This is a genomic window from Pseudoflavonifractor sp. (assembly GCF_050943825.1).
Taxonomy (GTDB): Bacteria; Bacillota; Clostridia; order Oscillospirales; family Oscillospiraceae; genus Pseudoflavonifractor.
The window spans coordinates 32,334-53,824 of the sequence record NZ_JBMNPX010000019.1 but is presented as its reverse complement, the minus strand read 5'-3'; the positions used below and the strand labels follow the sequence as shown (position 1 = coordinate 53,824).

22 protein-coding genes are annotated in these 21,491 nt (G+C 59.3%); 9 read left to right on the top strand and 13 right to left on the bottom strand.

The window, feature by feature from the left end; translation table 11 throughout:
• Window positions 1-44 precede the first annotated feature (44 nt).
• The 3 genes from ACOX7T_RS12790 to ACOX7T_RS12780 are packed head-to-tail and all read right to left on the bottom strand — an operon-like array spanning window position 45 to window position 2,644.
• Window positions 45-761, bottom strand: coding sequence for a WG repeat-containing protein (locus tag ACOX7T_RS12790; protein WP_433443372.1), 717 nt, complete (start codon window positions 759-761; stop codon window positions 45-47).
• A 48-nt stretch (window positions 762-809) separates the two neighbouring features.
• A complete protein-coding gene (locus ACOX7T_RS12785) occupies window positions 810-2,339 on the bottom strand; it encodes a hypothetical protein (RefSeq protein WP_433443370.1) in 1,530 nt (509 codons plus the stop codon).
• 14 nt (window positions 2,340-2,353) lie between these two features.
• The gene (locus ACOX7T_RS12780) at window positions 2,354-2,644 is read right to left on the bottom strand and encodes a hypothetical protein (protein ID WP_433443367.1); all 291 of its coding nucleotides are present in this window, start codon (window positions 2,642-2,644) and stop codon (window positions 2,354-2,356) included.
• Between the two features lie 371 nt (window positions 2,645-3,015).
• Here ACOX7T_RS12780 and ACOX7T_RS12775 point away from each other — a divergent pair, with 371 nt between their 5' ends.
• Window positions 3,016-3,465 (top strand): pyridoxamine 5'-phosphate oxidase family protein, encoded by a 450-nt coding sequence (locus tag ACOX7T_RS12775; RefSeq protein ID WP_433443364.1) that lies wholly within the window; start codon window positions 3,016-3,018, stop codon window positions 3,463-3,465.
• Window positions 3,466-3,539: 74 nt separating this feature from the next.
• Here the strand turns inward: ACOX7T_RS12775 and ACOX7T_RS12770 are convergent, their stop codons facing one another.
• Window positions 3,540-4,838: an ATP-binding protein gene (locus tag ACOX7T_RS12770; RefSeq protein WP_433443362.1), complete on the bottom strand. Its 1,299-nt coding sequence runs from the start codon at window positions 4,836-4,838 to the stop codon at window positions 3,540-3,542.
• Window positions 4,838-5,545: a LytR/AlgR family response regulator transcription factor gene (locus tag ACOX7T_RS12765; RefSeq protein WP_433443359.1), complete on the bottom strand. Its 708-nt coding sequence runs from the start codon at window positions 5,543-5,545 to the stop codon at window positions 4,838-4,840. The genes ACOX7T_RS12770 and ACOX7T_RS12765 overlap by 1 nt, the downstream gene beginning before the upstream one ends.
• Window positions 5,546-5,882: 337 nt before the next feature.
• On the opposite strand from ACOX7T_RS12765, the gene ACOX7T_RS12760 reads away from it, so the two are divergent.
• Window positions 5,883-8,774 (top strand): glycoside hydrolase family 3 N-terminal domain-containing protein, encoded by a 2,892-nt coding sequence (locus ACOX7T_RS12760; RefSeq protein ID WP_433443356.1) that lies wholly within the window; start codon window positions 5,883-5,885, stop codon window positions 8,772-8,774.
• A gap of 71 nt (window positions 8,775-8,845) precedes the next feature.
• Here the strand turns inward: ACOX7T_RS12760 and ACOX7T_RS12755 are convergent, their stop codons facing one another.
• The 5 genes from ACOX7T_RS12755 to ACOX7T_RS12735 form a co-directional block, all read right to left on the bottom strand.
• Window positions 8,846-9,244 carry an arsenate reductase ArsC gene (locus tag ACOX7T_RS12755; protein WP_433443376.1) on the bottom strand — a complete coding sequence of 133 codons (399 nt, stop codon included), beginning with the start codon at window positions 9,242-9,244 and terminating at the stop codon, window positions 8,846-8,848.
• A gap of 2 nt (window positions 9,245-9,246) precedes the next feature.
• Window positions 9,247-9,600 carry a thioredoxin family protein gene (locus ACOX7T_RS12750; protein ID WP_433443353.1) on the bottom strand — a complete coding sequence of 118 codons (354 nt, stop codon included), beginning with the start codon at window positions 9,598-9,600 and terminating at the stop codon, window positions 9,247-9,249.
• Window positions 9,601-9,648: 48 nt separating this feature from the next.
• Window positions 9,649-10,662 carry a permease gene (locus ACOX7T_RS12745; RefSeq protein ID WP_433443350.1) on the bottom strand — a complete coding sequence of 338 codons (1,014 nt, stop codon included), beginning with the start codon at window positions 10,660-10,662 and terminating at the stop codon, window positions 9,649-9,651.
• A gap of 90 nt (window positions 10,663-10,752) precedes the next feature.
• A complete protein-coding gene (locus ACOX7T_RS12740; protein WP_433443347.1) occupies window positions 10,753-11,064 on the bottom strand; it encodes an ArsR/SmtB family transcription factor in 312 nt (103 codons plus the stop codon).
• An 88-nt stretch (window positions 11,065-11,152) separates the two neighbouring features.
• A complete protein-coding gene (locus ACOX7T_RS12735; RefSeq protein WP_433443345.1) occupies window positions 11,153-11,935 on the bottom strand; it encodes an inositol monophosphatase family protein in 783 nt (260 codons plus the stop codon).
• Between the two features lie 224 nt (window positions 11,936-12,159).
• On the opposite strand from ACOX7T_RS12735, the gene ACOX7T_RS12730 reads away from it, so the two are divergent.
• From ACOX7T_RS12730 to ACOX7T_RS12705, 6 genes are all read left to right on the top strand, one after another.
• A complete protein-coding gene (locus ACOX7T_RS12730; RefSeq protein WP_433443342.1) occupies window positions 12,160-12,531 on the top strand; it encodes a hypothetical protein in 372 nt (123 codons plus the stop codon).
• A gap of 115 nt (window positions 12,532-12,646) precedes the next feature.
• Window positions 12,647-12,874: a hypothetical protein gene (locus tag ACOX7T_RS12725; protein WP_433443340.1), complete on the top strand. Its 228-nt coding sequence runs from the start codon at window positions 12,647-12,649 to the stop codon at window positions 12,872-12,874.
• 154 nt (window positions 12,875-13,028) lie between these two features.
• Window positions 13,029-13,700, top strand: a complete 672-nt coding sequence (locus ACOX7T_RS12720) for a response regulator transcription factor (protein WP_433443337.1) — start codon at window positions 13,029-13,031, stop codon at window positions 13,698-13,700.
• Window positions 13,697-14,794, top strand: coding sequence for an ATP-binding protein (locus ACOX7T_RS12715; RefSeq protein ID WP_433443334.1), 1,098 nt, complete (start codon window positions 13,697-13,699; stop codon window positions 14,792-14,794). Before ACOX7T_RS12720 ends, ACOX7T_RS12715 begins: the two co-directional genes overlap by 4 nt.
• Entirely contained in the window at window positions 14,766-15,662 is an 897-nt protein-coding gene (locus tag ACOX7T_RS12710; protein WP_433443332.1) for a hypothetical protein, read from the top strand. Before ACOX7T_RS12715 ends, ACOX7T_RS12710 begins: the two co-directional genes overlap by 29 nt.
• Window positions 15,652-16,035: a hypothetical protein gene (locus ACOX7T_RS12705; RefSeq protein WP_433443330.1), complete on the top strand. Its 384-nt coding sequence runs from the start codon at window positions 15,652-15,654 to the stop codon at window positions 16,033-16,035. Before ACOX7T_RS12710 ends, ACOX7T_RS12705 begins: the two co-directional genes overlap by 11 nt.
• A gap of 75 nt (window positions 16,036-16,110) precedes the next feature.
• On the opposite strand, the gene ACOX7T_RS12700 is transcribed toward ACOX7T_RS12705, so the two are convergent.
• The 3 genes from ACOX7T_RS12700 to ACOX7T_RS12690 are packed head-to-tail and all read right to left on the bottom strand — an operon-like array spanning window position 16,111 to window position 20,221.
• Window positions 16,111-17,997, bottom strand: coding sequence for an ABC transporter ATP-binding protein (locus ACOX7T_RS12700; RefSeq protein ID WP_433443328.1), 1,887 nt, complete (start codon window positions 17,995-17,997; stop codon window positions 16,111-16,113).
• A 17-nt stretch (window positions 17,998-18,014) separates the two neighbouring features.
• Complete coding sequence (locus ACOX7T_RS12695) at window positions 18,015-19,754, bottom strand: ABC transporter ATP-binding protein (RefSeq protein ID WP_433443326.1); 1,740 nt, start codon at window positions 19,752-19,754, stop codon at window positions 18,015-18,017.
• The gene (locus ACOX7T_RS12690; RefSeq protein WP_433443324.1) at window positions 19,751-20,221 is read right to left on the bottom strand and encodes a MarR family winged helix-turn-helix transcriptional regulator; all 471 of its coding nucleotides are present in this window, start codon (window positions 20,219-20,221) and stop codon (window positions 19,751-19,753) included. Before ACOX7T_RS12690 ends, ACOX7T_RS12695 begins: the two co-directional genes overlap by 4 nt.
• 221 nt (window positions 20,222-20,442) lie before the next feature.
• On the opposite strand from ACOX7T_RS12690, the gene ACOX7T_RS12685 reads away from it, so the two are divergent.
• A complete protein-coding gene (locus tag ACOX7T_RS12685) occupies window positions 20,443-21,327 on the top strand; it encodes a LysR family transcriptional regulator (RefSeq protein WP_433443321.1) in 885 nt (294 codons plus the stop codon).
• Window positions 21,328-21,491: the final 164 nt, after the last annotated feature.

Genomic DNA, 21,491 nt, shown 5'->3' with positions numbered 1-21,491 from the left:
TTATGAATTCCAAACTTTTTTATCTGTCCATGATATTGATTTCCTCACTCGGTTATTTGTCCAGCGTTTTGATTTCTCGTTTCCAAATTCATTTCAATGGTTGTCCATTTTTTAGGGTGCATATCAGAGGTATCGGGATCCTTGACCCAGGCATAGCCGTCATTGAAGTGGTCTGCCTGAGGGTAGGGGCCAACATCGTAAATGGGGGGAATGACCTCGTTGCCGTTGACGTCCACATAGCCGATCCGGACGGTATTGGTGGAGTCATATGCGGTGACCATTGCCATCCCGTCCTGATAGTCGTAGACCTTGAGATATTTGGGCGGCACCACTACATTGCCCTTCATGTCCAGAACGCCGTAGCCGGTCTTGCCGGTGTAGGGGTCGATGCCCTCGAAGACCTCCCGTCCGTCGTACCAGCTTCTGCTCTCCCAGAGCACGGTATCACTGATGAAATCCGCTTTGGGGGATTCGAAGAGAATGGTGTTGTTCTTCACGTCATAGAAGCCGTAGCCGATGCCGTCTCCGGTGGCTTTGTCCGTACGTATAAAACTCAGATAGCCGCCTTCGTACAGCTGGCCCCAGGTCAGGGAGCGGTCCAAACGCTGGACAGAGATGGTGGTCCCGTCCGACAGGGTGTAGCCGGTGGGGATGGGGTTTCCGTCGTAGTCGGTGTAGGCTGCCTCTGCTGCCGGGACGGTGGGGATGAGCGTGAGAACCAGCGCGCAGGTCAGCAGCGATGTGAGGATACGCTTTTTCAAGGCTTCGTTCTCCTCCTTTTTGCGTTTCCGCGTGGATTCTGATATGGGTTAGCCGGCGTAAGTGAAAACCGGCTCCCCGTTATCCCAGTCAAGATAATAGCACACCTGACAGGGGACGCCCAGATAGTCCATAAAGACGTCATCAAAGACATACCATGTATCCTGGATGGAAGCCTCAATACCAGCGCGGGAATTGGCGTCAACGGAGGACAGAAATTCCTCCGGCGTCAGGGCGCTGCCCGGACTCATATTGTATGCCACGGTCACCAGCTGGTTCTCTGCATCATAGGTGGCCTTCCAGCGGTCGTCATCGCCGATGCCGAAATCTTCTTTTATACATTCAAAGATCTTGGAAACCGCCAGACTGGCCAGTCCCTGGCTGTCCTCATAATCGCCAATATCCATGAGTGTCCAAAAGGCGTCTATATAGTCTTCGATATACTGGCCGTTCTCCAACTGTTCGAGAACGTTATTGTATGCGCCGGACTTCACACTCTGATCCAGATAATACTGTGCGCTGTCGGCCATTTTCCGGCTGTCCTTGTAGGTGTCCAGGGACTCAAAAATCTCAATTGCTTCCTGATAATACAGCTTGGAGAGATTGGCGTCGGAAGAGATGGCCTCGCCTTCAGGTACGATGAGAGGCAGACCTTCATCACTGCCGCTCTCGCCGTAGGACATGAGGGCCATGGCCTTGTCGTACATGGCCTGCTTGGCCTGGTCGGCGCTGTCCTTGTAGTCGCCCAGGGCCTCAAAGGCGGCGGCTGCGCCGTCATAGTCCCCGGACGCCAGAAGGCCGGCCGCATTGTTGTATGCGGAGCTGTTTTTTATGCTTCCGAAGATCAGCGAGCCGGCCACAATCACAACGATGGCGGCGGGGACCAGAATCATGGCCAGCTTGCGCGTCTTTTTGGCTTTGGCCTCCGCAACGGCTTTTTCCGCGGACTCTCTTTGCAGCCGCTCATCCCGGTCGGCCTTCAGCTGCTCCAGATCCAGGTCTGACAGGGAAGCGAACGTCCTACGGCAGTTGTGGCAGGACTCCTCGCTCCGGTGGTTGAGTGCGCCGCAGGAGCAATACCACAGATCCTGCTCCGCTTTGAAGGCGAATTTGCAGTCGCTGCCGAACTTGATCTGATACTGCTTTATAAGCTCAGAGTCGAGGAACGCGTTCAACAGCGGCACAGGGGCGGAGAGGGGCTCCCAGGGCGCCCCGGAGCTGGTCCATATGCTGTTGTCGGAAAAGATCACCTGGGTCACCGTGGCTGAAAAGGCCCGTGTAGCCGCATCCGGGAGGGAGATGGGGACTTTTTGGCCGAAATCCATGTTTCGTGCCGCGTTCAGGTCCAGGTACTGGTGATCAACCGGGCTGCCCAGGGGCTGATTCACCGTGTCCAGCGGGGTAATGGTGACGGTAGCCGCCTTGATGGTCTTGTTTTGAATGTTGCGGATCTTCAGCTGTGCCAGAACCTTGCCCGTCTGGTTGTCCTTGAGGAGCGCGCCTGCCGCAATGATGACGGGAGACCCCACAGAATACAGATTTTCAGGCAGGGAAGAAAGCCTTGCGTATCTTTCGCTCATGGCTCCCCTCTCCTTTACAGCTCGGGGAGGTCGTCAGCGGGTGCAGCAGGGGCCTGAACGCCGCCGTTGCCCGCCATCTGATGGACGTCATCCACCAGCTGACCGAAGGCGTACAGCGGCCAGGAGGACAGCAGAGCGAGCAGACCGGAGAGGCCGCAGCTCAGCAGCAGGACGCCGTTGAAGGAGTCGAAGAAGGTGAGCAGTTCCACGATAACACCGACCGCTATGCAGAAAATGCCGATGCCGCCGCATACCATTGCCAGGGTTCTCAGTTTTTTGCCGATGTTGGAGTACAGTTTGTTCATGATAGTTTTCCTTCCTTTCCGCACGACCTTTGAAAAGGCATGCTTTGCAATTTGTGTGCCCTCGCTATGCTTCGTGTGCATTACAGCAATGGAACAACCTAGCTTCATTTTATGGCTACAGAAAGAAAAAACAATATTCTGGCTGCATAGTGTTTTCCTGACCAGGGGTTTGGAGCCGGGAACTTTGACACGTTCCGCCCAATTTGGGAATTGTGACACACACAGGGAGAATATGATATATTGTAACTGGTACGGCAGCAGTGAAGCGTTTGGCTCACAGATGACGAAAACGCGAGGTGAATGAAATGACACATGAGGAATTTCAGGCAGCGGCAAACTATTGGAAAGAAAAAGATGCCAAGAGTGTCAAGATGGAGCGAACAAAGCTGGCGGAGGCGGTCGAGGCGTATATCCGATCCAGGAACACCTGTGCACTGGCCACCGGCGCGGGGGACTTTGTCCGCTGTACACCCCTTGAGTACAGCTATCACGATGGGTTCTTCTGGATTTTCTCTGAGGGCGGGGAGAAGTTCATCGCCCTGGAGAAGAACAGCAATGTGTGCCTGGCCATCTTTGACGGCTACGGCGCCTCCGGAGGGCTGCACGGAATGCAGGTCATGGGCAGAGCGGAGATGGTGGAGCCCTTCTCCGAGGAGTACATGGCCCATGCTGCATACCGGAAGGTATCCACTGAATTCCTGGAGAAGCAGAAGCCTCCTATGAACCTTATCCGCATCAAGCCCGCAAGAATCGACTATCTGTGCTCCGACTTCAAAAAGGCAGGCTGCTCCAGCAGGCAGTCCCTGGTGCTGGAGGAGTAACCTGCTCAGAGCCAGAAAAGAAAAAGAACAACAGACCGGGCAGAGCGCTTTGGTGCTCTGCCCGGTCTGTTGTTTTATCCGGAAGACTCCGTATTTTCCTCATCTTTGGGGCCGCCGGGGGAGAAGGGAATCATGATATTGACATAAAAGATATTTTCAGCCGTACCCACGGAAAGATTGCCGCCGTACTTTTCCGCCATGAGCCGGACGCTCTTGAGACCAAAGCCGTGATAAGCGGCCTGGTCCTTTGTAGTGCGGGGCAGGCCGTCCACAAAATCCAGGGGACCGGAAAAGTAGTTTTCAATATGAATATAGATGAGGCTGCCCTTCCGCTTCACGATCAGGGCGATAATTCGCTGCTCCGGAACGGTGAGCTTCATGACCGCCTCCACTGCATTGTCTATCAGGTTGCCAAACATGGAGTACAGGTCGGTGGTCTGAATAAAATCCAAATCCTCACCGTCGGCCATACAGGTGAGTTTAATGTGGTTTTTGCTGCAGAACATGCTCTTTTCTGTGAGAATCACGTTGAGCACGTGGTTGTTGGTGGTAATGGATGCATCAAAGTCCCGCAGGGCTTCGGACAGATTTTGGCGGTAGGCGTCATCCACCGGTGCGGCGGATCCGTCGCGGACAATGTGCTTCAGGTCGTGGCAGTAAATGTTCAGCAGCTCCATATTCTCCTGAGCACTTTCGAATTGCTTTTTGTCATCGGTCCACAGCCGCTTTACAATGTCCAGCTCGTCCAGCAGACGGCCTTTCTGAAATATGCCCAGCAGCAGCGCCAACTCCAGCAGGCAGCAGAAGAGCGCGTAAAGGGAGGCAATGAGATTCAACTCCACATTGTCCGCACTGGTGTACATGCTGCGCATGGAATTGAGGAAGATATTCAGCAGGATGACCACAGCGGACACCACCACCAGGGACTTGTGCTGACTTTTCAGCATGGGGTCCTTCCTGGTCTGTCTGGTGATGAAGAGGTATTCGGCCAGGTACACCAGGCCATACACCAGAACGGTGAAGGGCATGGAAAACTGAAGGTTGAAATTTACGGTGCTGAAGGCGGCTATGACGGAGTAGCCGGTGTGCTGGAGGATCAGGCCTGCAATGCCCCAGTAGAGAGTGCTCCACAGATTCATACGGAAGCAGGAATGGATGGTAAGGAGGGTAAGCAGCAGCACAAGGCAGTACCGGAAGGGGGCAAAGACGCCGGTGGCGGGGATGGGGATGAAGATAGCGGCCCCATAGCTCAGGGCCAGGGACACCACTACCCGAAGAGGAAACCAATTCCGCCTGGGCTGGTAGATGGTGAGAACAAAGTCGGCGAGAAAAAGTTCGGTCAGGACGATGAGAACTTCGATGGAGATGTGCATCAGGGGGTACCTCCGAGAAAATTGGTCAGCTCATTGATAAAATATTTCTTTTTGGGCCGGCTGATGGCCAACGCCTCTCCGCCCACCAATACTGTGTTGTCCTGAATACCGGTGACGTGCATCAGGTTGACCAGGTAGCAGTTGTTGCAGCGGCGGAAATGGTGCTGCTCCAGGGTGGCCTCAATCTCCTTCATGGAACCGCGGGAAGTGTATGTTCCGTGCTCCGTGTGAAAGGAGAGCTGATGGGCCGCCACCTCTACATAGAGAATCTGAGAGACGGCGAAGCGGTGCACACTGTTCTTGGTGGTGATGGTGATGGTTTTCTCAACGTTGTTCTCAATCATCCGCAGAACCTTGGGCATCTTCAGCGCCAGAGAGTAGGTGTCGATGGGCTTGAGGAGATAGTCGGCGGCATTGACCTCATAGCCGTTGATGGCAAAGCGGGACAGGTTGGTCAGAAACACCAGCGCCACCGAGGTGTCGGTTTTCCGCAGCTCTTTGGCGGCTCTGATCCCATCCATGCCGGGCAGGTCGATGTCCAAAAACAGCAGATCGAACTGGGACTGGTAGGCCTGGAGAAAGGTCTCTGCGTCGGCGTAGCGGGTAATGCGGCAGGCGGTTTCCCGCTGTTGGAAGAACTCCGTCAGTGCCAGCTTAAGCTGGGAAAAATCCCCTGTATTGTCCTCAACCACGGCAATCTGAATCATGGCTGCGTCGTGTCCTCCCTACCTGAAAAATATAGCCCGCAGATCACCGGAAAGAGGCTCTGCCGGGGGAAAAGACTGCTGGGGGCAATGCGATATTCCGGATGATTTTGTTAAAAAGCCGGGGACCGTGCCCGAGCGAATAGGCTTTCATATGACATTTTCGTATCTCTTATTATACAGCATTTTTTCCGCCTGTGGAACAGGATGTGGCGTTTGAAATACAGGACGTGCCAGAAGATTGCAAAGGCCGGAAGAATCTTTTAGACTGCATTTCGAAACAGGCAGATACCCGTAAATTTCCAGGGCAGACTGCCAGATTTGCAAAGGAGATGGAAGTATGTTGGGAATCAACATGGAAGACGTTATGAACGTCCTCCGCAGCTGCATGCCGTACCTGATCTTCTTCGGCGTGGTGCTGGTGCTGGCGATCATCGCCATGGTATTCAGCGCCGTGACCAAGAAACTGGGCCGGCCCGGCAAGTACATGGTGCGCGCCCAGGCCGGCGTGGCCATTCTGCTGGCATTTGTCATCGCGGCCAACCTCATTGCCCTTGGCCCCGTGTCCAACCTCATTGACCTGGCTGCCGCCAAGGAGGAGATCAGCCAGGAGTCCATTGATGAGGCCAGCCGCTTCGGCGTGGAGGTGGCGGAAGAGGGCATCATGCTGCTGGAAAACAAGGACAGCGCTCTGCCGCTGGCCCAGGGGAGCAACCTGAACGTGTTCGGCTGGGCCTCCACCAACCCCTGCTATGGCGGCAGCGGTTCCGGCGGCATCTCCGACGCCTATGACACCAAGAGCATCCTGGAGGGCCTGACCGACGCCGGCTTCCAGCTCAACACCGAGCTGTCCGACTTCTACACTGCCTACCGCTCCGACCGTCCCGTGGTGGACATGTTCGGCCAGGACTGGACCCTGCCCGAGCCCCCTGTTGACACCTACACCGATGAGATGATCCAGAACGCCGTGAACTTCTCCGACACCGCTCTGGTGGTCCTGGCCCGCACCGGCTGTGAGAATGCCGACCTGCCCATGGACGTAAGCACGGTCAACTATACCAACAACTCCGACCAGTATGAGGACTTTGGCTCCGACCGGCACTATCTGGAGCTGAGCCGCAGCGAGGAGAACCTGCTGGCCATGGTCTGCGAGAACTTTGAGAATGTTATCGTGGTCTACAACGGCTCCAGCGCCTTTGAGTTCGGCTTTGTGGACGACTATGACAACGTCAAGGGCCTGATCTGGTGCCCCGGCGCCGGTCAGACCGGCTTTGAGGCCCTGGGCGAGATCCTTGCCGGTGAGGTGAATCCCTCCGGCAAGACCACCGATATCCTGCCCCGGGACTTCACCCAGGCCCCCAGCTACAACAACTTCCGCATCACCAACTACGACAACATGGACGAGTTCGGCGTCCAGAGCGTGGACTTTACCACCGGCGAGAACGTGACCAAGGTTCCCTCCTTCGTCAACTACGTGGAGGGCATCTACGTGGGCTACCGGTACTACGAGACCGCCGCTGAGGAGGGTTTCATCGACTACGACGAGGCGGTTCTCTATCCCTTCGGCTACGGCCTGAGCTACACCACCTTTGAGCAGGAGATGGGTCAGCTTCAGACCGACAGCGAGGGCAACATCACCGTGGACGTGACTGTCACCAATACCGGTTCCGTGGCGGGCAAGGACGTGGTAGAGATCTACTACAATCCTCCCTACACCAACGGCGGCATTGAGAAGTCCTCCGTGAACCTGGTGGCCTTCAGCAAGACCGACCTGCTCCAGCCCGGCGACAGCCAGACCCTGACCCTCAGCTTCACCGCCGAGGATATGGCCTCCTATGATACCTACGGTGCGGGCTGCTACGTGCTGGAGGCCGGCGAGTACAAGATTTCTCTGCGCACCGACTCCCACACCGTTGTGGACGAGCAGAGCTACACCGTGATGTCCGATATTGTGTACGACGAGAGCAATCCCCGTTCCACCGACGACGTGGCCGCCACCAACCAGTTCGGCTTTGCCGAGGGCGACGTGGTGTACCTCTCCCGTGCCGACCACTTCGCCAACTACGCTGAGGCCACTGCCGCTCCCGCCAGCCACAGCATGAGCGAGGAGTACAAATCCGTCTACCTGGACAACAGCAACTACGATCCCAATAACTACAATAATCCCGACGACGTGATGCCCACCACCGGCGCAGACAACGGCCTGAAGCTGGCCGACCTGCGGGGCAAGGACTACGATGACCCCATGTGGGACGACCTGCTGGACCAGATGACCGTATCTGAGATGGCCGAGATGATCGCCTATGGCGGCTATCAGACCATCGCCGTCAAGAGCATTGACAAGGTGGCCACCATCGACTGCGACGGCCCTGTGGACATCTATAACAACTTCACCGGCGTCAGCTCCATCGGCCTGCCCGCCGTGGTCATGCTGGCCAGCAGCTGGAACACCGACCTGGCCCAGCGTTACGGCTCCTGCATTGGCAAGATGGCCGCCGAGATGAACGTGAGCGGCTGGTATGCCCCCTCCATGAACATGCACCGCTCCGCCTTTGCCGGCCGTAACTTCGAGTACTACTCTGAAGACGGCTTCCTGTCCGGCAAGATGGCCGCAAGCGTGGTCAAGGGCGCTGCCGAGCACGGCGTGTACAGCTACATCAAGCATTTCGCCCTCAACGACTTTGAGACCGACAGATGGTACAAGGACAGCGTGTGGGCCAACGAGCAGTCCATCCGCGAGATCTACCTCAAGCCCTTTGAACTGGCTGTAAAGGAGGGCGGCGCCACCGCCGTCATGTCCTCCTACAACTACATCGGAACTGTCTGGGCCGGTGCCTGTGCGCCCATGCTCCAGAACGTGCTCCGTGATGAGTGGGGCTTCCGCGGCATGGTCATCACGGACTACTTCCTGGCTGCCGGCGGCGCCATGAACTCTGACCAGGCCATCCGGGGCGGCTCCGACCTGATGCTCACCAACATCGACGCGGGCACCAATAACCTGGTGGACACCACCAGTGCCACCGGCGTGCTGGCCATGCGCAACGCCTCCCACAACATCCTCTACACCGTGGTCAACAGCCGCGCCTACGCATCTGAGAACCAGGGCAGCAGCTTTACCTGGCGTCAGGGCCTGGCTGTGGGCGACGTAGTCCTGGCCGCTCTGGTGGTAGTGCTGGAGGCCGTTGTCATTCGCAGCGTCTATAAGAAGAAAAAACAGCGCCAGACGGTGTAACAGAATACCGCTGAGACAATGTTGAAACCCCCGCCGGGGACCGCTCTGTGCAGTCCCCGGCGGGGGTTTTGTTAGTCTTGCAGCCTATTGATAAGCTCCTCTACCTTGCTGTGAATCCGGCAAATGACGTCCAGAAAGACCTGGTCGCTCTGGCCGGTGGGGTCGGGCAGCTGCCAGTTGTCGTCAAAGGCCCGGCCGATATAGGGGCAGCCCACGTCGCAGCCCATGGAGATGACCAGATCGGGGGTGGGAATCTTGTCAATGGTCTTGCTGTACTGCTCCCTCTCCATGTCGATGCCGTAGACCTGCTTCATCAGCCGTACCGCATCCTGGTTGATCCGGGGCTTGGTCTCGGTACCGGCGGAGTAAAAGTCAAACCGGTCTCCGGCCAGGTGGCGGCCCAGAGCCTCGGCCATCTGGCTGCGGCAGGAGTTGTGCACGCACAGAAAGGCAATCCGCTTTTTGGCCATACTCACCGTCCCCAGTCCTCCAGCAGCTTCACCACCTGGCTGGCCTTGAGTACCCGGCCGCCGGAGGCGATTCTGCCGTTGATCTCCAGGGCGGGCATCATCATGGCGCCGCTGGCCATAATCTCCTTCATGTCGGTTACATACTCTACCTGGACGGGCAGACCCAGGGCGCGCACTGCCTCCTGGGTGCTCTCCAGCAGGGTGTGGCAGTTTTTGCAGCCGGAGCCCAGCACCCGCACCCTGGTGATGGGACCCAGGTCGGAGGGGGCGGCGGACGGCTCACAGCTGCACCCGCAGCCGCAGGTGCAGGAGGGCTTCTCTTCCTCATTTTTCTTTCCAAATCCAAACAGTGCCATAAAATTCGCTCCTTTTATAATAGTAGTGTTTTTATAAAAGCTGTGTTTTCATACCAGCAGGGGCTGGAGGGCGTTGAAGAAGTAGCCCACCAGGATGATGCCTGCGGTGCAGATTGCAATGAAAATCCCCAGCAGCTTGGGCTTGACCGCCTTGCGCAGGAGGATGAGGGAGGGGAGGGACAGGGTGGTCACCCCCATCATGAAAGACAGTACCACGCCCAGCAGAGCCCCCTTGCCCAGCAGGGCCTCGGCGATGGGGATGGTGCCGAAGATATCGGCGTACATGGGCACACCCACCAGGGTGGCCAGAATCACGCCCAGAGGGTTGCTGCTGCCCAGCAGGGCCACCACATAGTCGGCGGGAATCCAGTTGTGGATGACAGCGCCGATGCCCACGCCGACCAGCACATAGGGGAACACCTTTTTGGCCGTGGAGACCACCTGCTCCCAGGCGTAGGCCAGCCGATCCCGGACCGTCAGAGTCTCCTGGGGCTGGTCCAGAACCTTGCCGCCCCGGATGTAGGCCTCCACCTGATTGTCCAGGTGCAGAGCCTCAATCAGCGTGCCGCCGGCCACGGCCACAATCAGCCCAAAAACCACATAGACTACCGCGACTTTCCAGCCGAACACCCCCATCAGCAGCACCAGGCTGCCCAGGTCCACCATGGGGGAGGAGATGAGGAAGGAGAAGGTGACGCCCAGAGGCAGCCCGGCGGCGGTGAAGCCCATGAACAGGGGGATGGAGGAGCAGGAGCAGAAGGGGGTCACGGTCCCCAGCAGGGCGGCCAGGCAGTTGGCCCCCAGGCCGTGGAACCGGCCCAGAATCCGTCTGGTCCGCTCCGGCGGGAAAAAGCTCTGAATATAGGAGATGAGAAAAATCAGGCAGCCCAGCAGCACCATGATTTTAATGGTGTCGTAGAGAAAAAACTGCACGCTTCCGCCCAGACGGCTCCCGGGGTCCAGCCCCAGCTTTGCCACCAGGGCGGTCATCAGGCGGCTGAGCCAGCCCATGCCCAGAATTTCATTCTGGAAAAAGTACCATATCGCTTCCAGCTGTTCCATAAAACCTCCCAATACAATAAATCAAAAATTTTCGATTTGATATTCCGGAAAAAGCGCCGCCTCCTTTCGGGGTGGCGCCGGAATATTCCGTTATCTGGAGCAGCCGCAGCCGCTCTGCCCCTCCTCCACACTGGTGATCTCCCGCAGCAGCGCCACGGCTCTGTCGCTGCCCTGGGGGCTGATGCGGTAGTGGGTCCATTTGCCCTCCTCACGGCCCACCACAATGCCTGACTCGCAGAGAATTTTCATGTGGTAGGACAGGGAGGACTGGGGCATGTTCAGGGCGTCGGTCAGCTTGCAGGCGCAGGTCTCACCGCTCCGCAGCAGCTCCAGGATCTGCTGCCGCCGGGGGTCGCACAGGGCCTTGAACACCGCTGCCCGCTCCTCGTATACTGTGGCCATGTGCACACCTCAAATCTAAAAATCTTGATTTATTATAAAACGAACCGCCGCCGCTGTCAAGGGGAATTCCCGGAGACGCGGCGGCGTGTTACAGGGCGACCTGCTGGAGCTGGCTGTGGATAAGTCCGTTGGAGGCCAGCAGAGTGCTGCCATGGGTGAGGGGGAGGGGAGAACCGTCCAGAGCGGTGACGGCGCCGCCCGCCTCGGTGATCAGCAGCAGCCCGGCGGCGTAGTCCCAGGGCTGGAGACACAGCTCCACATAGCCGTCCAACCGTCCGCAGGCCACATAGCTCAGGTCCAGGGAGGCGCAGCCGGTACGGCGGACGTCCTGGCAGCTGTCATAGATGCGCCGGATCTGGGCAAAGGCCTGGTCGGCCAGCTCCCGGTGGCCGGGCACCGTGCCTACTGAGATCATGCTGTCCGCCAAAGATGCCGCACCGCTGACATGGATGGGCGCGCCGTTGAGGAAGGCTCCCTCGCCGGCACGGGCGGTAAAGCACTCTCCGGTGTAGGGCTGGAGCACCACGCCGAAGGTGACCTTGCCTTCCTCCGCCAGGGCCAGGGAGATGGCGCTGTGGCGGAAGCTGTGAATCAGGTTGGTGGTGCCGTCCACCGGGTCCAGAATCCAGAAAGGACGGGCGGGGTCAATCTCCCGGCTGTCCCCCTCTTCGCCCAGCAGCTGGGCCTCGGGAGTCAGAGCCGCCAGGCGTGTGTGCAGCAGTGACTGGACCGCCAGGTCCACGTTGGTAACGAAATCCGTCTTGCTCTTGGCCGTCACCTGCCGGACGGCGTCAGGGTCACTCAGCAATGCTCCCGCCTCGCGGACGGCCTGGAGTACCTGCTGGATAAGCTGTTCTGTAAGGATGGTCATGCGCAGCCTCCTATGTCTGATGAATGGTAAGCGTATCACGCGGGCGTGGGGGTGCCCGCCTGTTTCCCCATTATAGCGCCCGGGGCAGTCTTGTCAATGGGACTCGGGCGGACGTTTTTTAACATTGCACTAACAAAACAGGAAACAGCCGTCAACATTGGGAGGCTACAATACGGTCATCAGGCAGGGAAAGATTCCACTGCATCAACAATGGAGGTATAAAAATGTCCAAAAAGAACTTTGTCTCTCTGGTTTTCGCCACAGTGGGCGGAATCCTGTTCGCACTCGGCATGTGCATGGCCCTGCTGCCCGCATGGGACGCCTTTCAGCAGGGCGTGGTGCTGGGGGCGGCAGGTCTTGCGGTACTGCTGATCATGGCGCTGGTGCGCCACAAGATGGCGGGCAAGCCCGTAATCGTGGCTCCCACGGCCAGAACGGTGGGCACTGTCCTGCTGGGCGCCGCGGGTGCGCTGGCGCTGGGGGTGGGTATGTGCATGACCATGGTCTGGAACATGATGACCGGCGGCATTGCGGTGGGCATCGTGGGAATTGTCCTGCTGCTGTGCCTGATTCCCGCGGTAAAGGGGCTGAAATGATGAGAAAAATGAAGATGAATCCCATTTTCTGCGTGACGGTGCTGGCTGGGGCGGCAGCGGTTGTGGCCGGTGCTCTTCTCAAAAACCGGCCCAGATACTTGAAAGGAGCATTTGAATGAAAAAGTCAAAGCTGGTTCAGACAAACGAGCGTATTGCAGAACATGTGGTCCAGGACTACAAGAAGATAGAGGACGGCGTGGTAGGCGGCTACAAGCGGGTGGAGCAGGGGGCCGTGGACGGCTTCCAGAAGGTCTCCGACTCGTTCGTGGAGCGGTTTTTCACCCGGGAGGGGGAGACTGTGGAGGAGGCCAAAGCCCGGATGGCCGGAGAAAAGGGCAGGTGAGAAGGTGGGGACGGCGCTCACGCCGTCCCCACTTTCCGCCACGGGGAAAAGCAGGACAGCTGAAAACTTCTTTGCCGGAAGCGGCGGCCGAAAACAAAACTTTAACATTTGCATGGTATCATACTCCAGAACATCGCACATGGGAGGGGTATTCATGTTTAAAATTCTGGTGGTGGAGGACGACAAGGCGCTCAACCGGGGCGTGTGCGCCTTTCTCAACCGCAACGGCTATGAGGCCGTGGGGTGCCTGGGCGCCGCTGAGGCCTATGATGCCATGTATGAGACGGTATTTGACCTGATTGTGTCCGACATTATGATGCCGGACATTGACGGCTTTGAATTTGTGCAGTCGGTGCGCACGCTCAATGAGAATATCCCCATTCTCTTCATGACGGCCCGGGACGACTTTACCGCCAAGCAGCGGGGCTACCGGGTCGGGATTGACGACTACATGGTCAAGCCCATTGACCTGGACGAGCTGATGCTGCGCATCGGCGCGCTGCTGCGCCGGGCCAAGATTGCGGCCAGCCGGAAGATTGAGGTGGGCAGCTTTGTGATGGACGCCGACGAGCACACAGCCTGCCTGAACGGAGAGGAAATTCCGCTGACCGCGCGGGAATTCAGCCTGCTGTACAAGCTCCTGTCCTATCCGAAGAAGACCTTCACCCGCAGCCAGCTCATGGACGAGTTCTGGGGGGTGGACACAGCCTCCGGCCCCAGGACGGTGGACGTGTATATGACCAAGCTGCGCAGTAAGCTGGCCGCCTGTGATTCGTTTGAGATTGTGACCGTCCACGGCCTGGGTTACAAGGCGGTGCTGAAATGAAGGGGAAGCTCCGGATGGCGCTGGCGACGCTGTACCGCTACCTGCTCTTTTTCCTGCTGATGGCCTTTGTCATCACCTGCTGCATGCTGCTCTTTTTCAACGCCCTGGCCGCCCGTATGGACCTGGTGCTGACGGAGGAGAATGTGAGCATGGCGGCCAAGCTGACCTTCGGCAATGTTATGCTGCTCAGTCTGGCCTGCACCGTCATTGACAGCATACGCCGCAAAATAACCGTGGATCGGCCGGTCAGGCAGATCACCGAGGGCGCCCAGCGGATTATGAGGGGCGACTTCACCGTCAGGCTGCGGCCCATCCCCAGCCCGGTGGGGGAGAACCGGTTCAACGAGATCATCGCCTGCTTCAACAAGATGGCGGAGGAGCTGGCTGGCACCGAGACGCTGCGGACGGACTTCATCGCCAACGTGTCCCACGAGCTGAAAACCCCGCTGGCGGTTATGCAGAACTACGCCTCCATGCTCCAGCAGCCGGGGCTGCCGGAGGAGGAGCGGATGGAGTACGCCGGCGCCATTGACGCCGCGTCCCGCCGGCTGGCCGACCTTATCTCCAACATCCTGCGGCTGAACAAGCTGGAGAACCAGCAGATTTTCCCCCAGACCCAGGTCTGCGACCTGAGTGAGCAGCTGTGCCAGTGCCTGCTGGGCTTTGAGGAGCTGTGGGAGCGCAAGGGCATTGAGATTGAGGCCGACATCCAGCCCGACGTGCTGGTGCGCACGGACAGCGAGATGATGAGCCTTGTGTGGAACAACCTGTTCTCCAACGCCCTGAAATTCACGGAGCCGGGGGGGCGTGTGACCCTGCGTCTGAGGACGGAGGGGGAGCTGGCGGTGGTGGAGGTGTCGGACACCGGGTGCGGCATCTCGCCGGAGACGGGCAAACGCATATTCGACAAATTCTATCAGGGCGACACCTCCCACGCCACCCAGGGCAACGGGCTGGGCCTGGCGCTGGTAAAGCGGATCATCGACATTACCGGAGGTGAGATCTCCGTGACCAGCCAGGTGGGCGCGGGCAGTACCTTTACCGTAAAGCTGCGGAGGGAACCGGATGAACAGGGGCCGGAAGATGCTGCGTAAGCTGCTCTTTCCCCATCCGGCGCTGGTGGTTCTGATAGCTGCCGCTGCCGCCGCTGCGCTGACCTGGGCCTTTTCGGACGGAGCGGAGGGGAGTCCAGGGGTATATGGAGCCTATACGCTGTCGGCCTATGGGCTCACGCTGGTGTGCGTGAGGGTTCCCGCTCTGGTGCGGGGCGTCCGGCGGCTGATGCGGGAGGAGCCCCGGATCCGCCGCTGTATGGACGACGCCGGGCTGCGGACCAGGCTGACCCTGATTCCCTCCGTGGCCGCCAACGGCGGGTATGCCCTGCTGCAGCTGGGGCTGGGCATCCTCAACCGCTCCGTCTGGTACTATGCCCTGAGCGCCTATTACGGCCTGCTGCTCCTTATGCGCTGCACCCTGCTGCTGAAGATGGGCCGTAATAGCCTGGGGCAGGACCTGCGGAGCGAGTACCGGCTCTTTCTCGGCTGCGGCGGAGTGCTGGCGGCGATGAACGCGGCGCTGGCGGTAATTGTGTCCTACATGGTGTGGCAGAACCGTGGGTTTACCCACCATCCCATCACAACAATCGCCATGGCGGCCTACACCTTTTATACCCTGACCATGGCTGTCATCAACGTGGTGCGCTGCCGCCGGTACAACAGCCCGGTGCTGTCGGCGTCCAAGGCGGTGAGCCTGGCGGCGGCGCTGGTGTCCATGCTGTCTCTGGAGACGGCCATGCTCAACGCCTTCGGCAGCGGGGACGACAGGGCCTTCCGGCAGGTCATGCTGGCCTCCAGCGGCGGTGTGGTGTGCCTGGCCGTTCTGGCCATGGGGCTGTACATGATGGTCCGGGCGGCAAAAGAGCTGGGCCGGCTGAAAAAAGGAGTGCTGGATTATGACGCATGAGGAACACAGCGGGACCTTTGCCTACACCTATTCTGCCAAGCAGCAGGAGGAGGTCCGGCGGATACGGGACAAATACACGGACAGACAGGAGTCCAAGCTGGAGCAGCTGCGCCGTCTGGACCAGAGCGTGACCAGAAAGGGAATGCCCGCGGCGCTGACGCTGGGGATTTGCAGCTGTCTGGTGCTGGGCGTGGGGATGAGCTGCTGCCTGGTGTGGGCCGAGCGGCTGTTTGTGCCCGGCATTGTGATTGGGCTGGCGGGAATTGCCGGCATGTGCCTGGCCTACCCGCTGTACAGCCATATCACCCGCCGGGAGCGGGAGCGGCTGGCGCCGGAGATTCTCCGGCTGACGGACGAGCTGATGGAACAGTAAAGAAATATGAACATGAAAAGGCCTCCGGCCCCGGAAGAATCCGGGGCCGGAGGCCTTTGTGACGAAAGGGAGCCATTAGGCGGTCTCTTCGGCGAAGTTTCCGGTGTAGAGCTGGTAGTACTTGCCCTTTTTCTCCATCAGATCGTCGTGGGTACCCCGCTCAATGATGCGGCCCTGTTCCATGACCATGATGCAGTCGGCGTTGCGGACGGTGGAGAGCCGGTGGGCGATGACAAAGGTGGTCCGGCCGGTCATCAGGGCGTCCATGCCGTCCTGCACCAGCTTCTCGGTTCGGGTGTCGATGGAGGAGGTGTCCTCGTCCAGAATGAGCACCGGCGGGTCGGCCACGGCGGCACGGGCGATGGCGATGAGCTGCCGCTGGCCCTGGGACAGGTTGGCGCCGTCGCCGGTGAGCACGGTGTCGTATCCGTCAGGCAGGCGGCGGATGAAGCCGTCGGCGTTGGCCAGCTGGGCGGCGGCGATGCACTCCTCGTCGGTGGCGTCCAGGTTGCCGTACCGGATGTTGTCCATCACCGTGCCGGTAAAGAGGTGGGTGTCCTGGAGCACGATGCCCAGGGAACGGCGCAGGTCAGGCTTCTTAATCTTGTTGATGTTGATGCCGTCGTAGCGGATTTTGCCGTCGGCGATGTCGTAGAACCGGTTGATCAGATTGGTGATGGTGGTCTTGCCAGCGCCGGTGGCGCCCACGAAGGCGATCTTCTGGCCCGGCTTGGCCCAGAGGCTGATGTCGTGGAGCACCAGCTTGCTCTCGTCGTAGCCGAAGTCCACGCCGTCAAAGACCACACCGCCCTCCAGGCGGGTGTAGGTCACAGTGCCGTCAGCCTTGTGGGGGTGCTTCCAGGCCCAGACATTGGTACGGTGATCCGCCTCGGACAGAGTGCTGTCGGCGTCCTCCCTGGCGTTGACCAGCTCCACATAGCCCTCGTCGGCCTCGGGCTTCTGGTCCATCAGGTCAAAGACACGCTGGGCGCCGGCGGCGGCGGTGACCACAAAGTTCACCTGCTGGCTCACCTGGGTGATGGGCTGGGTGAAGCTCTTGTTCAGACCCACAAAGGAGATGACGGTGCCCAGGGTGACGTCGGCCAGGCCGTTGATGCCCAGAATGGCGCCCACAACGGCCACCAGGGCGTAGCTGAGCCAGCCGATATTGGCGTTGATGGGCATGAGCAGGTTGGCGTACCGGTTGGCCTTGTCGGCGCTCTGGCGCAGAGCCTCGTTGACCTGGTGGAAGTCAGCCTTGGCGGCCTCCTCGTGGCAGAATACCTTGACCACCTTCTGGCCGTCCAGCATCTCCTCGATGAAGCCGTCCACAATGCCCAGATTCTTCTGCTGCTGGACGTAGTAGGCGCCCGACAGGCTGGAGAATCTGGCGGTGACCAGCAGCATGACCACGGCGGTGGCCACCGAGATGATGGTGAGGGTGGGGTTGAGCAGCAGCATGGTGATGAGGGTGGCCGCCATGGTGATGGAGGAGTTGATGATCTGGGGGATGCTCTGGCTGAGGAGCTGCCGCAGGGTGTCCACGTCGTTGGTGTACACGGACATGATGTCGCCGTGGGCGTGGGTGTCAAAGTACTTGATGGGCAGGGCCTCCATCCGGCGGAACAGGTCGTTGCGCAGGTGGAGCATGGTGCCCTGGCTGACAGTGACCATGATGCGGTTGTAGCCGAAAGCGGCGGCGATGCCCACAACCAGCAGGACAATCAGCCGGAGAATGGCGGAGGCCAGGCCGCTGAAGTCGGTGGAGCCGGCGGCCAACATGGGGGTGATGTAGTCATCCACCAGGGTCTGGGGGAAGGTGGCGGCCACCACTGTGGCCACGGCGGAGATGAGAATACAGAGAATAACCAGTACAAAGGGCAGCTTGTAGAAGTGCAGCATGTAGCGCACCACCCGGCGGAGCACCGGGAGAGAGCTGGCCCTGGATTTTGTTTCACTCATACGGGGGATTCCTCCTTTCAGGCGGGCTGGTCGAAGTCGCCGCCGCCCTTGACCTGGGACTCGTAGATCTCCTGGTAGATGGCGTTGGACTTCAGAAGGTTTTCGTGGGTGTCAAAGCCGTCGATGCGGCCGTTATCCAGCACCAGAATGCGGTCGGCGTCCTGGACGCTGGAGATCCGCTGGGCGATGATGATTTTTGTGGTGCCGGGGATGCGCTGGGCGAAGGCCTGGCGGATTTTGGCGTCGGTGGCGGTGTCCACGGCGGAGGTGGAGTCATCCAGAATCAGCACCTTGGGGCGCTTCAGCAGGGCACGGGCAATGCACAGCCGCTGCTTCTGGCCGCCGGACACGTTGGAGCCGCCCCGCTCAATGCGGGTGTTGTAGCCGTCGGGGAAGCGGTCGATGAACTCGTCGGCGCAGGCCGCCCGGCAGGCCTCCACGCACTCGGCCTCGGTGGCGTCCGGGTTGCCCCAGCGCAGGTTCTCCAGGATGGTGCCGGAGAACAGGGTGTTTTTCTGCAGTACCACGGACACCTGGTTGCGCAGGGACTCCATATCGTACTTCCGCACGTCGGTACCGCCCACCCGGACGGCGCCCTGGTCCACGTCGTATAGCCGGCAGATCAGGTTGACCAGGCTGCTCTTGCCAGCGCCCGTGCCGCCGATGACGCCGATGGTCTCGCCGGATTTGATGTGCAGGTCAATGTCGGTCAGGGCGTTTTTGCCGCTGCCGTGCTTGTAGGAGAAGCTGACGTGGTCAAAGTCGATGCTGCCGTCGGCCACCTGGAAGACGGGCTGCTCCGGCTCCTTCAGGTCGGGGATCTCCCGGAGCACCTCACTGATACGGTTGATGCTGGCCAGGGACATGCTGATCATGACCACCACCATGGACAGCATCATCAGGCTCATGAGCAGGGACATGACATAGCTGAACAGGCTGGTCAGCTCGCCGGTGGACATGCTGCCGCCCACAATGAACTGGGCGCCCAGCCAGGAGACCATGATGATGCAGAAGTAGACAGAGAGCATCATGGCGGGGCTGTTGAAGGCCAGCAGGCCCTCAGCCTTGACGAACATGCGGTACAGGTTGCGGGAGGCCTTGGAGAACTTGTCGTTTTCGTAGTCCTCCCGGACGAAGGCCTTCACCACCCGGATGGCGGACACGTTTTCCTGCACGCTGGCGTTCAGGTCGTCGTACTTGCGGAACACCTGGTTGAAGATTTTGAGGGTGACCACCATGATGGCGCCCAGCACCGCGATGAGGAAGACCACCGCGATGAGGAAGGTCAGGCTCAGCTTGGGGCTGATGATGAGGCACATGATGTAGCTGAACACCAGCATGAGGGGGGAGCGGACCGCGATGCGGATGATCATCATAAAGGCGTTCTGCACGTTGGTGATGTCGGTGGTCATACGGGTGACCAGACCGGGTACGCTGAATTTGTCGATGTTGGAGAAGGAGAAGGTCTGGATATTGTTGTAGATGGCCTCACGCAGGTTGGCGGCCAGGCCGGAGGAGGCGCTGGCGGCGAACTTTCCCGCCAGGGCGCCGAACACCAGGCTCATGGCGGCCAGGACCACCATAAGGATGCCGTAGCGGTATACGGTGGGCAGGTCTGCCTTTTCCAGACCCTGGTCGATGATGATGGCGGTGATAAAGGGCAGCAGGATCTCCATGACCACCTCAAGGGCGGCCATGGAGATGCACAGGAGGGTGTCCCGCTTGAAGCGGCCCAGCTGACGCAGTACGGTTTTCACGATTTCGATTCCTCCTTTTGAGTTTCCTTCATAAGTGGGGACAGGTTCCGCAGCAGCTTCTGCTGCAGGCGGTCCAGGGTGTCCAGCTCCTCCGGGGAGAAGCCGTCGTACAGCCGCCTGTGGACTGCGCCGATGCTCCGCTCCAGCTCGGGCTGGAGCAGCCGGGCCGTCTCAGTGGCGAAGAGCAGGCGGCGCCTGTCGTCCCCGCGGCAGTGCTCGGCGCGGATATAGCCCTTCTCCCGCAGCCGCTTGACCATACAGGACAGGGTGGGCATGGAGTAGCCGAAGGACCGGTGAATATCGGTCAGCAGGGTGCCTTGCTCACCTTGGTGCAGCAGAAAAAGGAGAATGTGGGCCTGGACGGCCGTGATGTCCATGGGGGACAGACGGCGGCTGACACACTGTTCGGTCTGGATGCACAGCCACCTGCATTCCCGGAGGAGCCGGCCCTCTTCCATTTCAGTCATTGCAACTGTCCGCCTTTCTTTTTGTTTGGACAGAAACTATTTGTCCCGTCCTGTTTATACCACAGGAATTCTTGTAAGTGAAATTCAAATGTGCTATATTCTATAAAAGAAATTTATAGATTACTTGAATTGAACAAAAGCCCGGGACAGGGGAAGCGGAGGGTATGTGGAAAGGTCACAGACACCCGGCGCAGGCCTGTCCGGGCGGAAGGGAGGAGCGTATGAACACCACACAGCTGGAGTGCTTCATGGAGGTGGCCAACTGCCTGAATTTCTCCCGGGCGGCGGAGCACCTGTCCATTACCCAGCCCGCGGTCAGCCACCAGATCAACACCCTGGAGAACGAGCTTGGGGTCAAGCTGTTCCACCGCACCAGCAAGAGCGTCCGCCTGACTCAGGAGGGCTTTCTCTTCACCCAGTACGCCGGAGAGCTGCTGAAGATGACGGCCATTTCCAAGGCCAGAGTGAAGGAGTACCAGCAGGAGGCGCCCATGCGCCTGGTAATTGGGTGCCGGAATACCATGGAGCTGTGGCTGCTCCGGCCGGTACTGTCCCGGCTCCGCCAGACCCGGCCGGAGGTACTGCCCATCCTGCGGCTCATCCCATTTGACGCCATGGAGAACCTGCTGGAGGAGGGGAGTATCCACGTCATGTTCTCCTTCCGGGATACCGCGCCCCAGAAGGCGCGCTATCAGGAGCTGCTCCGCTGCCAAATTGCGTGCATCTGTGCGCCCGATCATCCGCTCTCGGAGTATTCTTCCGTTACACTTCACCAGCTCCAGGAGGCGGGACGGATTGCAGCCTGCCGGCCGCCGGCCTGTCCCCGGGGGCTGTTTGAGCTCCAGGGAAAGGCCATGGGGAACAGAAGCACCAGTGAGATCCTCTTCTGCGACAACCTGGAGGCCATCTACGCGCTGACAGAGGCGGGCTACGCCTTTGCTATGGTTCCGGACCTGCCCCAGACACGGATTCCCAATCTGCGTTACATTCCCCTCTCCGATGCCAAGCCCCTGTCCTTCGGCGCGGTGTACCTGTCAGACAAGGGAAACCCGGCACTGCGGTATTTTCTCAGCCAGCTGTCCCAGAGTGCTCAGGACGGCGAGTAAGGGAGCTGCCCCGCAGGGTGTGAGATACAAAATCCCCCTTTTGTGGGAGTGACAGAGAGGTGAATTCCAGCTATAATATATATTGAGAAAAAAGCGGAAAGGGAGCGAAATGGTGGGAAAACTCTACTTTTCGGAGGAAATATCAAAAAAGTTATCAAATCTGT

Excerpts from the sequence above, each read along its gene's own strand:
- ACOX7T_RS12690 (WP_433443324.1), bottom strand. The coding sequence starts at position 20,221 with ATGACTGAAATGGAAGAGGGCCGGCTCCTCCGGGAATGCAGGTGGCTG.
- ACOX7T_RS12730 (WP_433443342.1), top strand. The coding sequence starts at position 12,160 with ATGTCCAAAAAGAACTTTGTCTCTCTGGTTTTCGCCACAGTGGGCGGA.
- ACOX7T_RS12715 (WP_433443334.1), top strand. The coding sequence starts at position 13,697 with ATGAAGGGGAAGCTCCGGATGGCGCTGGCGACGCTGTACCGCTACCTG.
- ACOX7T_RS12700 (WP_433443328.1), bottom strand. The coding sequence starts at position 17,997 with ATGAGTGAAACAAAATCCAGGGCCAGCTCTCTCCCGGTGCTCCGCCGG.
- ACOX7T_RS12735 (WP_433443345.1), bottom strand. The coding sequence starts at position 11,935 with ATGACCATCCTTACAGAACAGCTTATCCAGCAGGTACTCCAGGCCGTC.
- ACOX7T_RS12770 (WP_433443362.1), bottom strand. The coding sequence starts at position 4,838 with ATGCACATCTCCATCGAAGTTCTCATCGTCCTGACCGAACTTTTTCTC.
- ACOX7T_RS12785 (WP_433443370.1), bottom strand. The coding sequence starts at position 2,339 with ATGAGCGAAAGATACGCAAGGCTTTCTTCCCTGCCTGAAAATCTGTAT.
- ACOX7T_RS12710 (WP_433443332.1), top strand. The coding sequence starts at position 14,766 with ATGAACAGGGGCCGGAAGATGCTGCGTAAGCTGCTCTTTCCCCATCCG.
- ACOX7T_RS12725 (WP_433443340.1), top strand. The coding sequence starts at position 12,647 with ATGAAAAAGTCAAAGCTGGTTCAGACAAACGAGCGTATTGCAGAACAT.
- ACOX7T_RS12755 (WP_433443376.1), bottom strand. The coding sequence starts at position 9,244 with ATGGCCAAAAAGCGGATTGCCTTTCTGTGCGTGCACAACTCCTGCCGC.
- ACOX7T_RS12705 (WP_433443330.1), top strand. The coding sequence starts at position 15,652 with ATGACGCATGAGGAACACAGCGGGACCTTTGCCTACACCTATTCTGCC.
- ACOX7T_RS12765 (WP_433443359.1), bottom strand. The coding sequence starts at position 5,545 with ATGATTCAGATTGCCGTGGTTGAGGACAATACAGGGGATTTTTCCCAG.
- ACOX7T_RS12780 (WP_433443367.1), bottom strand. The coding sequence starts at position 2,644 with ATGAACAAACTGTACTCCAACATCGGCAAAAAACTGAGAACCCTGGCA.
- ACOX7T_RS12760 (WP_433443356.1), top strand. The coding sequence starts at position 5,883 with ATGTTGGGAATCAACATGGAAGACGTTATGAACGTCCTCCGCAGCTGC.
- ACOX7T_RS12750 (WP_433443353.1), bottom strand. The coding sequence starts at position 9,600 with ATGGCACTGTTTGGATTTGGAAAGAAAAATGAGGAAGAGAAGCCCTCC.
- ACOX7T_RS12685 (WP_433443321.1), top strand. The coding sequence starts at position 20,443 with ATGAACACCACACAGCTGGAGTGCTTCATGGAGGTGGCCAACTGCCTG.
- ACOX7T_RS12740 (WP_433443347.1), bottom strand. The coding sequence starts at position 11,064 with ATGGCCACAGTATACGAGGAGCGGGCAGCGGTGTTCAAGGCCCTGTGC.
- ACOX7T_RS12720 (WP_433443337.1), top strand. The coding sequence starts at position 13,029 with ATGTTTAAAATTCTGGTGGTGGAGGACGACAAGGCGCTCAACCGGGGC.
- ACOX7T_RS12745 (WP_433443350.1), bottom strand. The coding sequence starts at position 10,662 with ATGGAACAGCTGGAAGCGATATGGTACTTTTTCCAGAATGAAATTCTG.
- ACOX7T_RS12775 (WP_433443364.1), top strand. The coding sequence starts at position 3,016 with ATGGAGCGAACAAAGCTGGCGGAGGCGGTCGAGGCGTATATCCGATCC.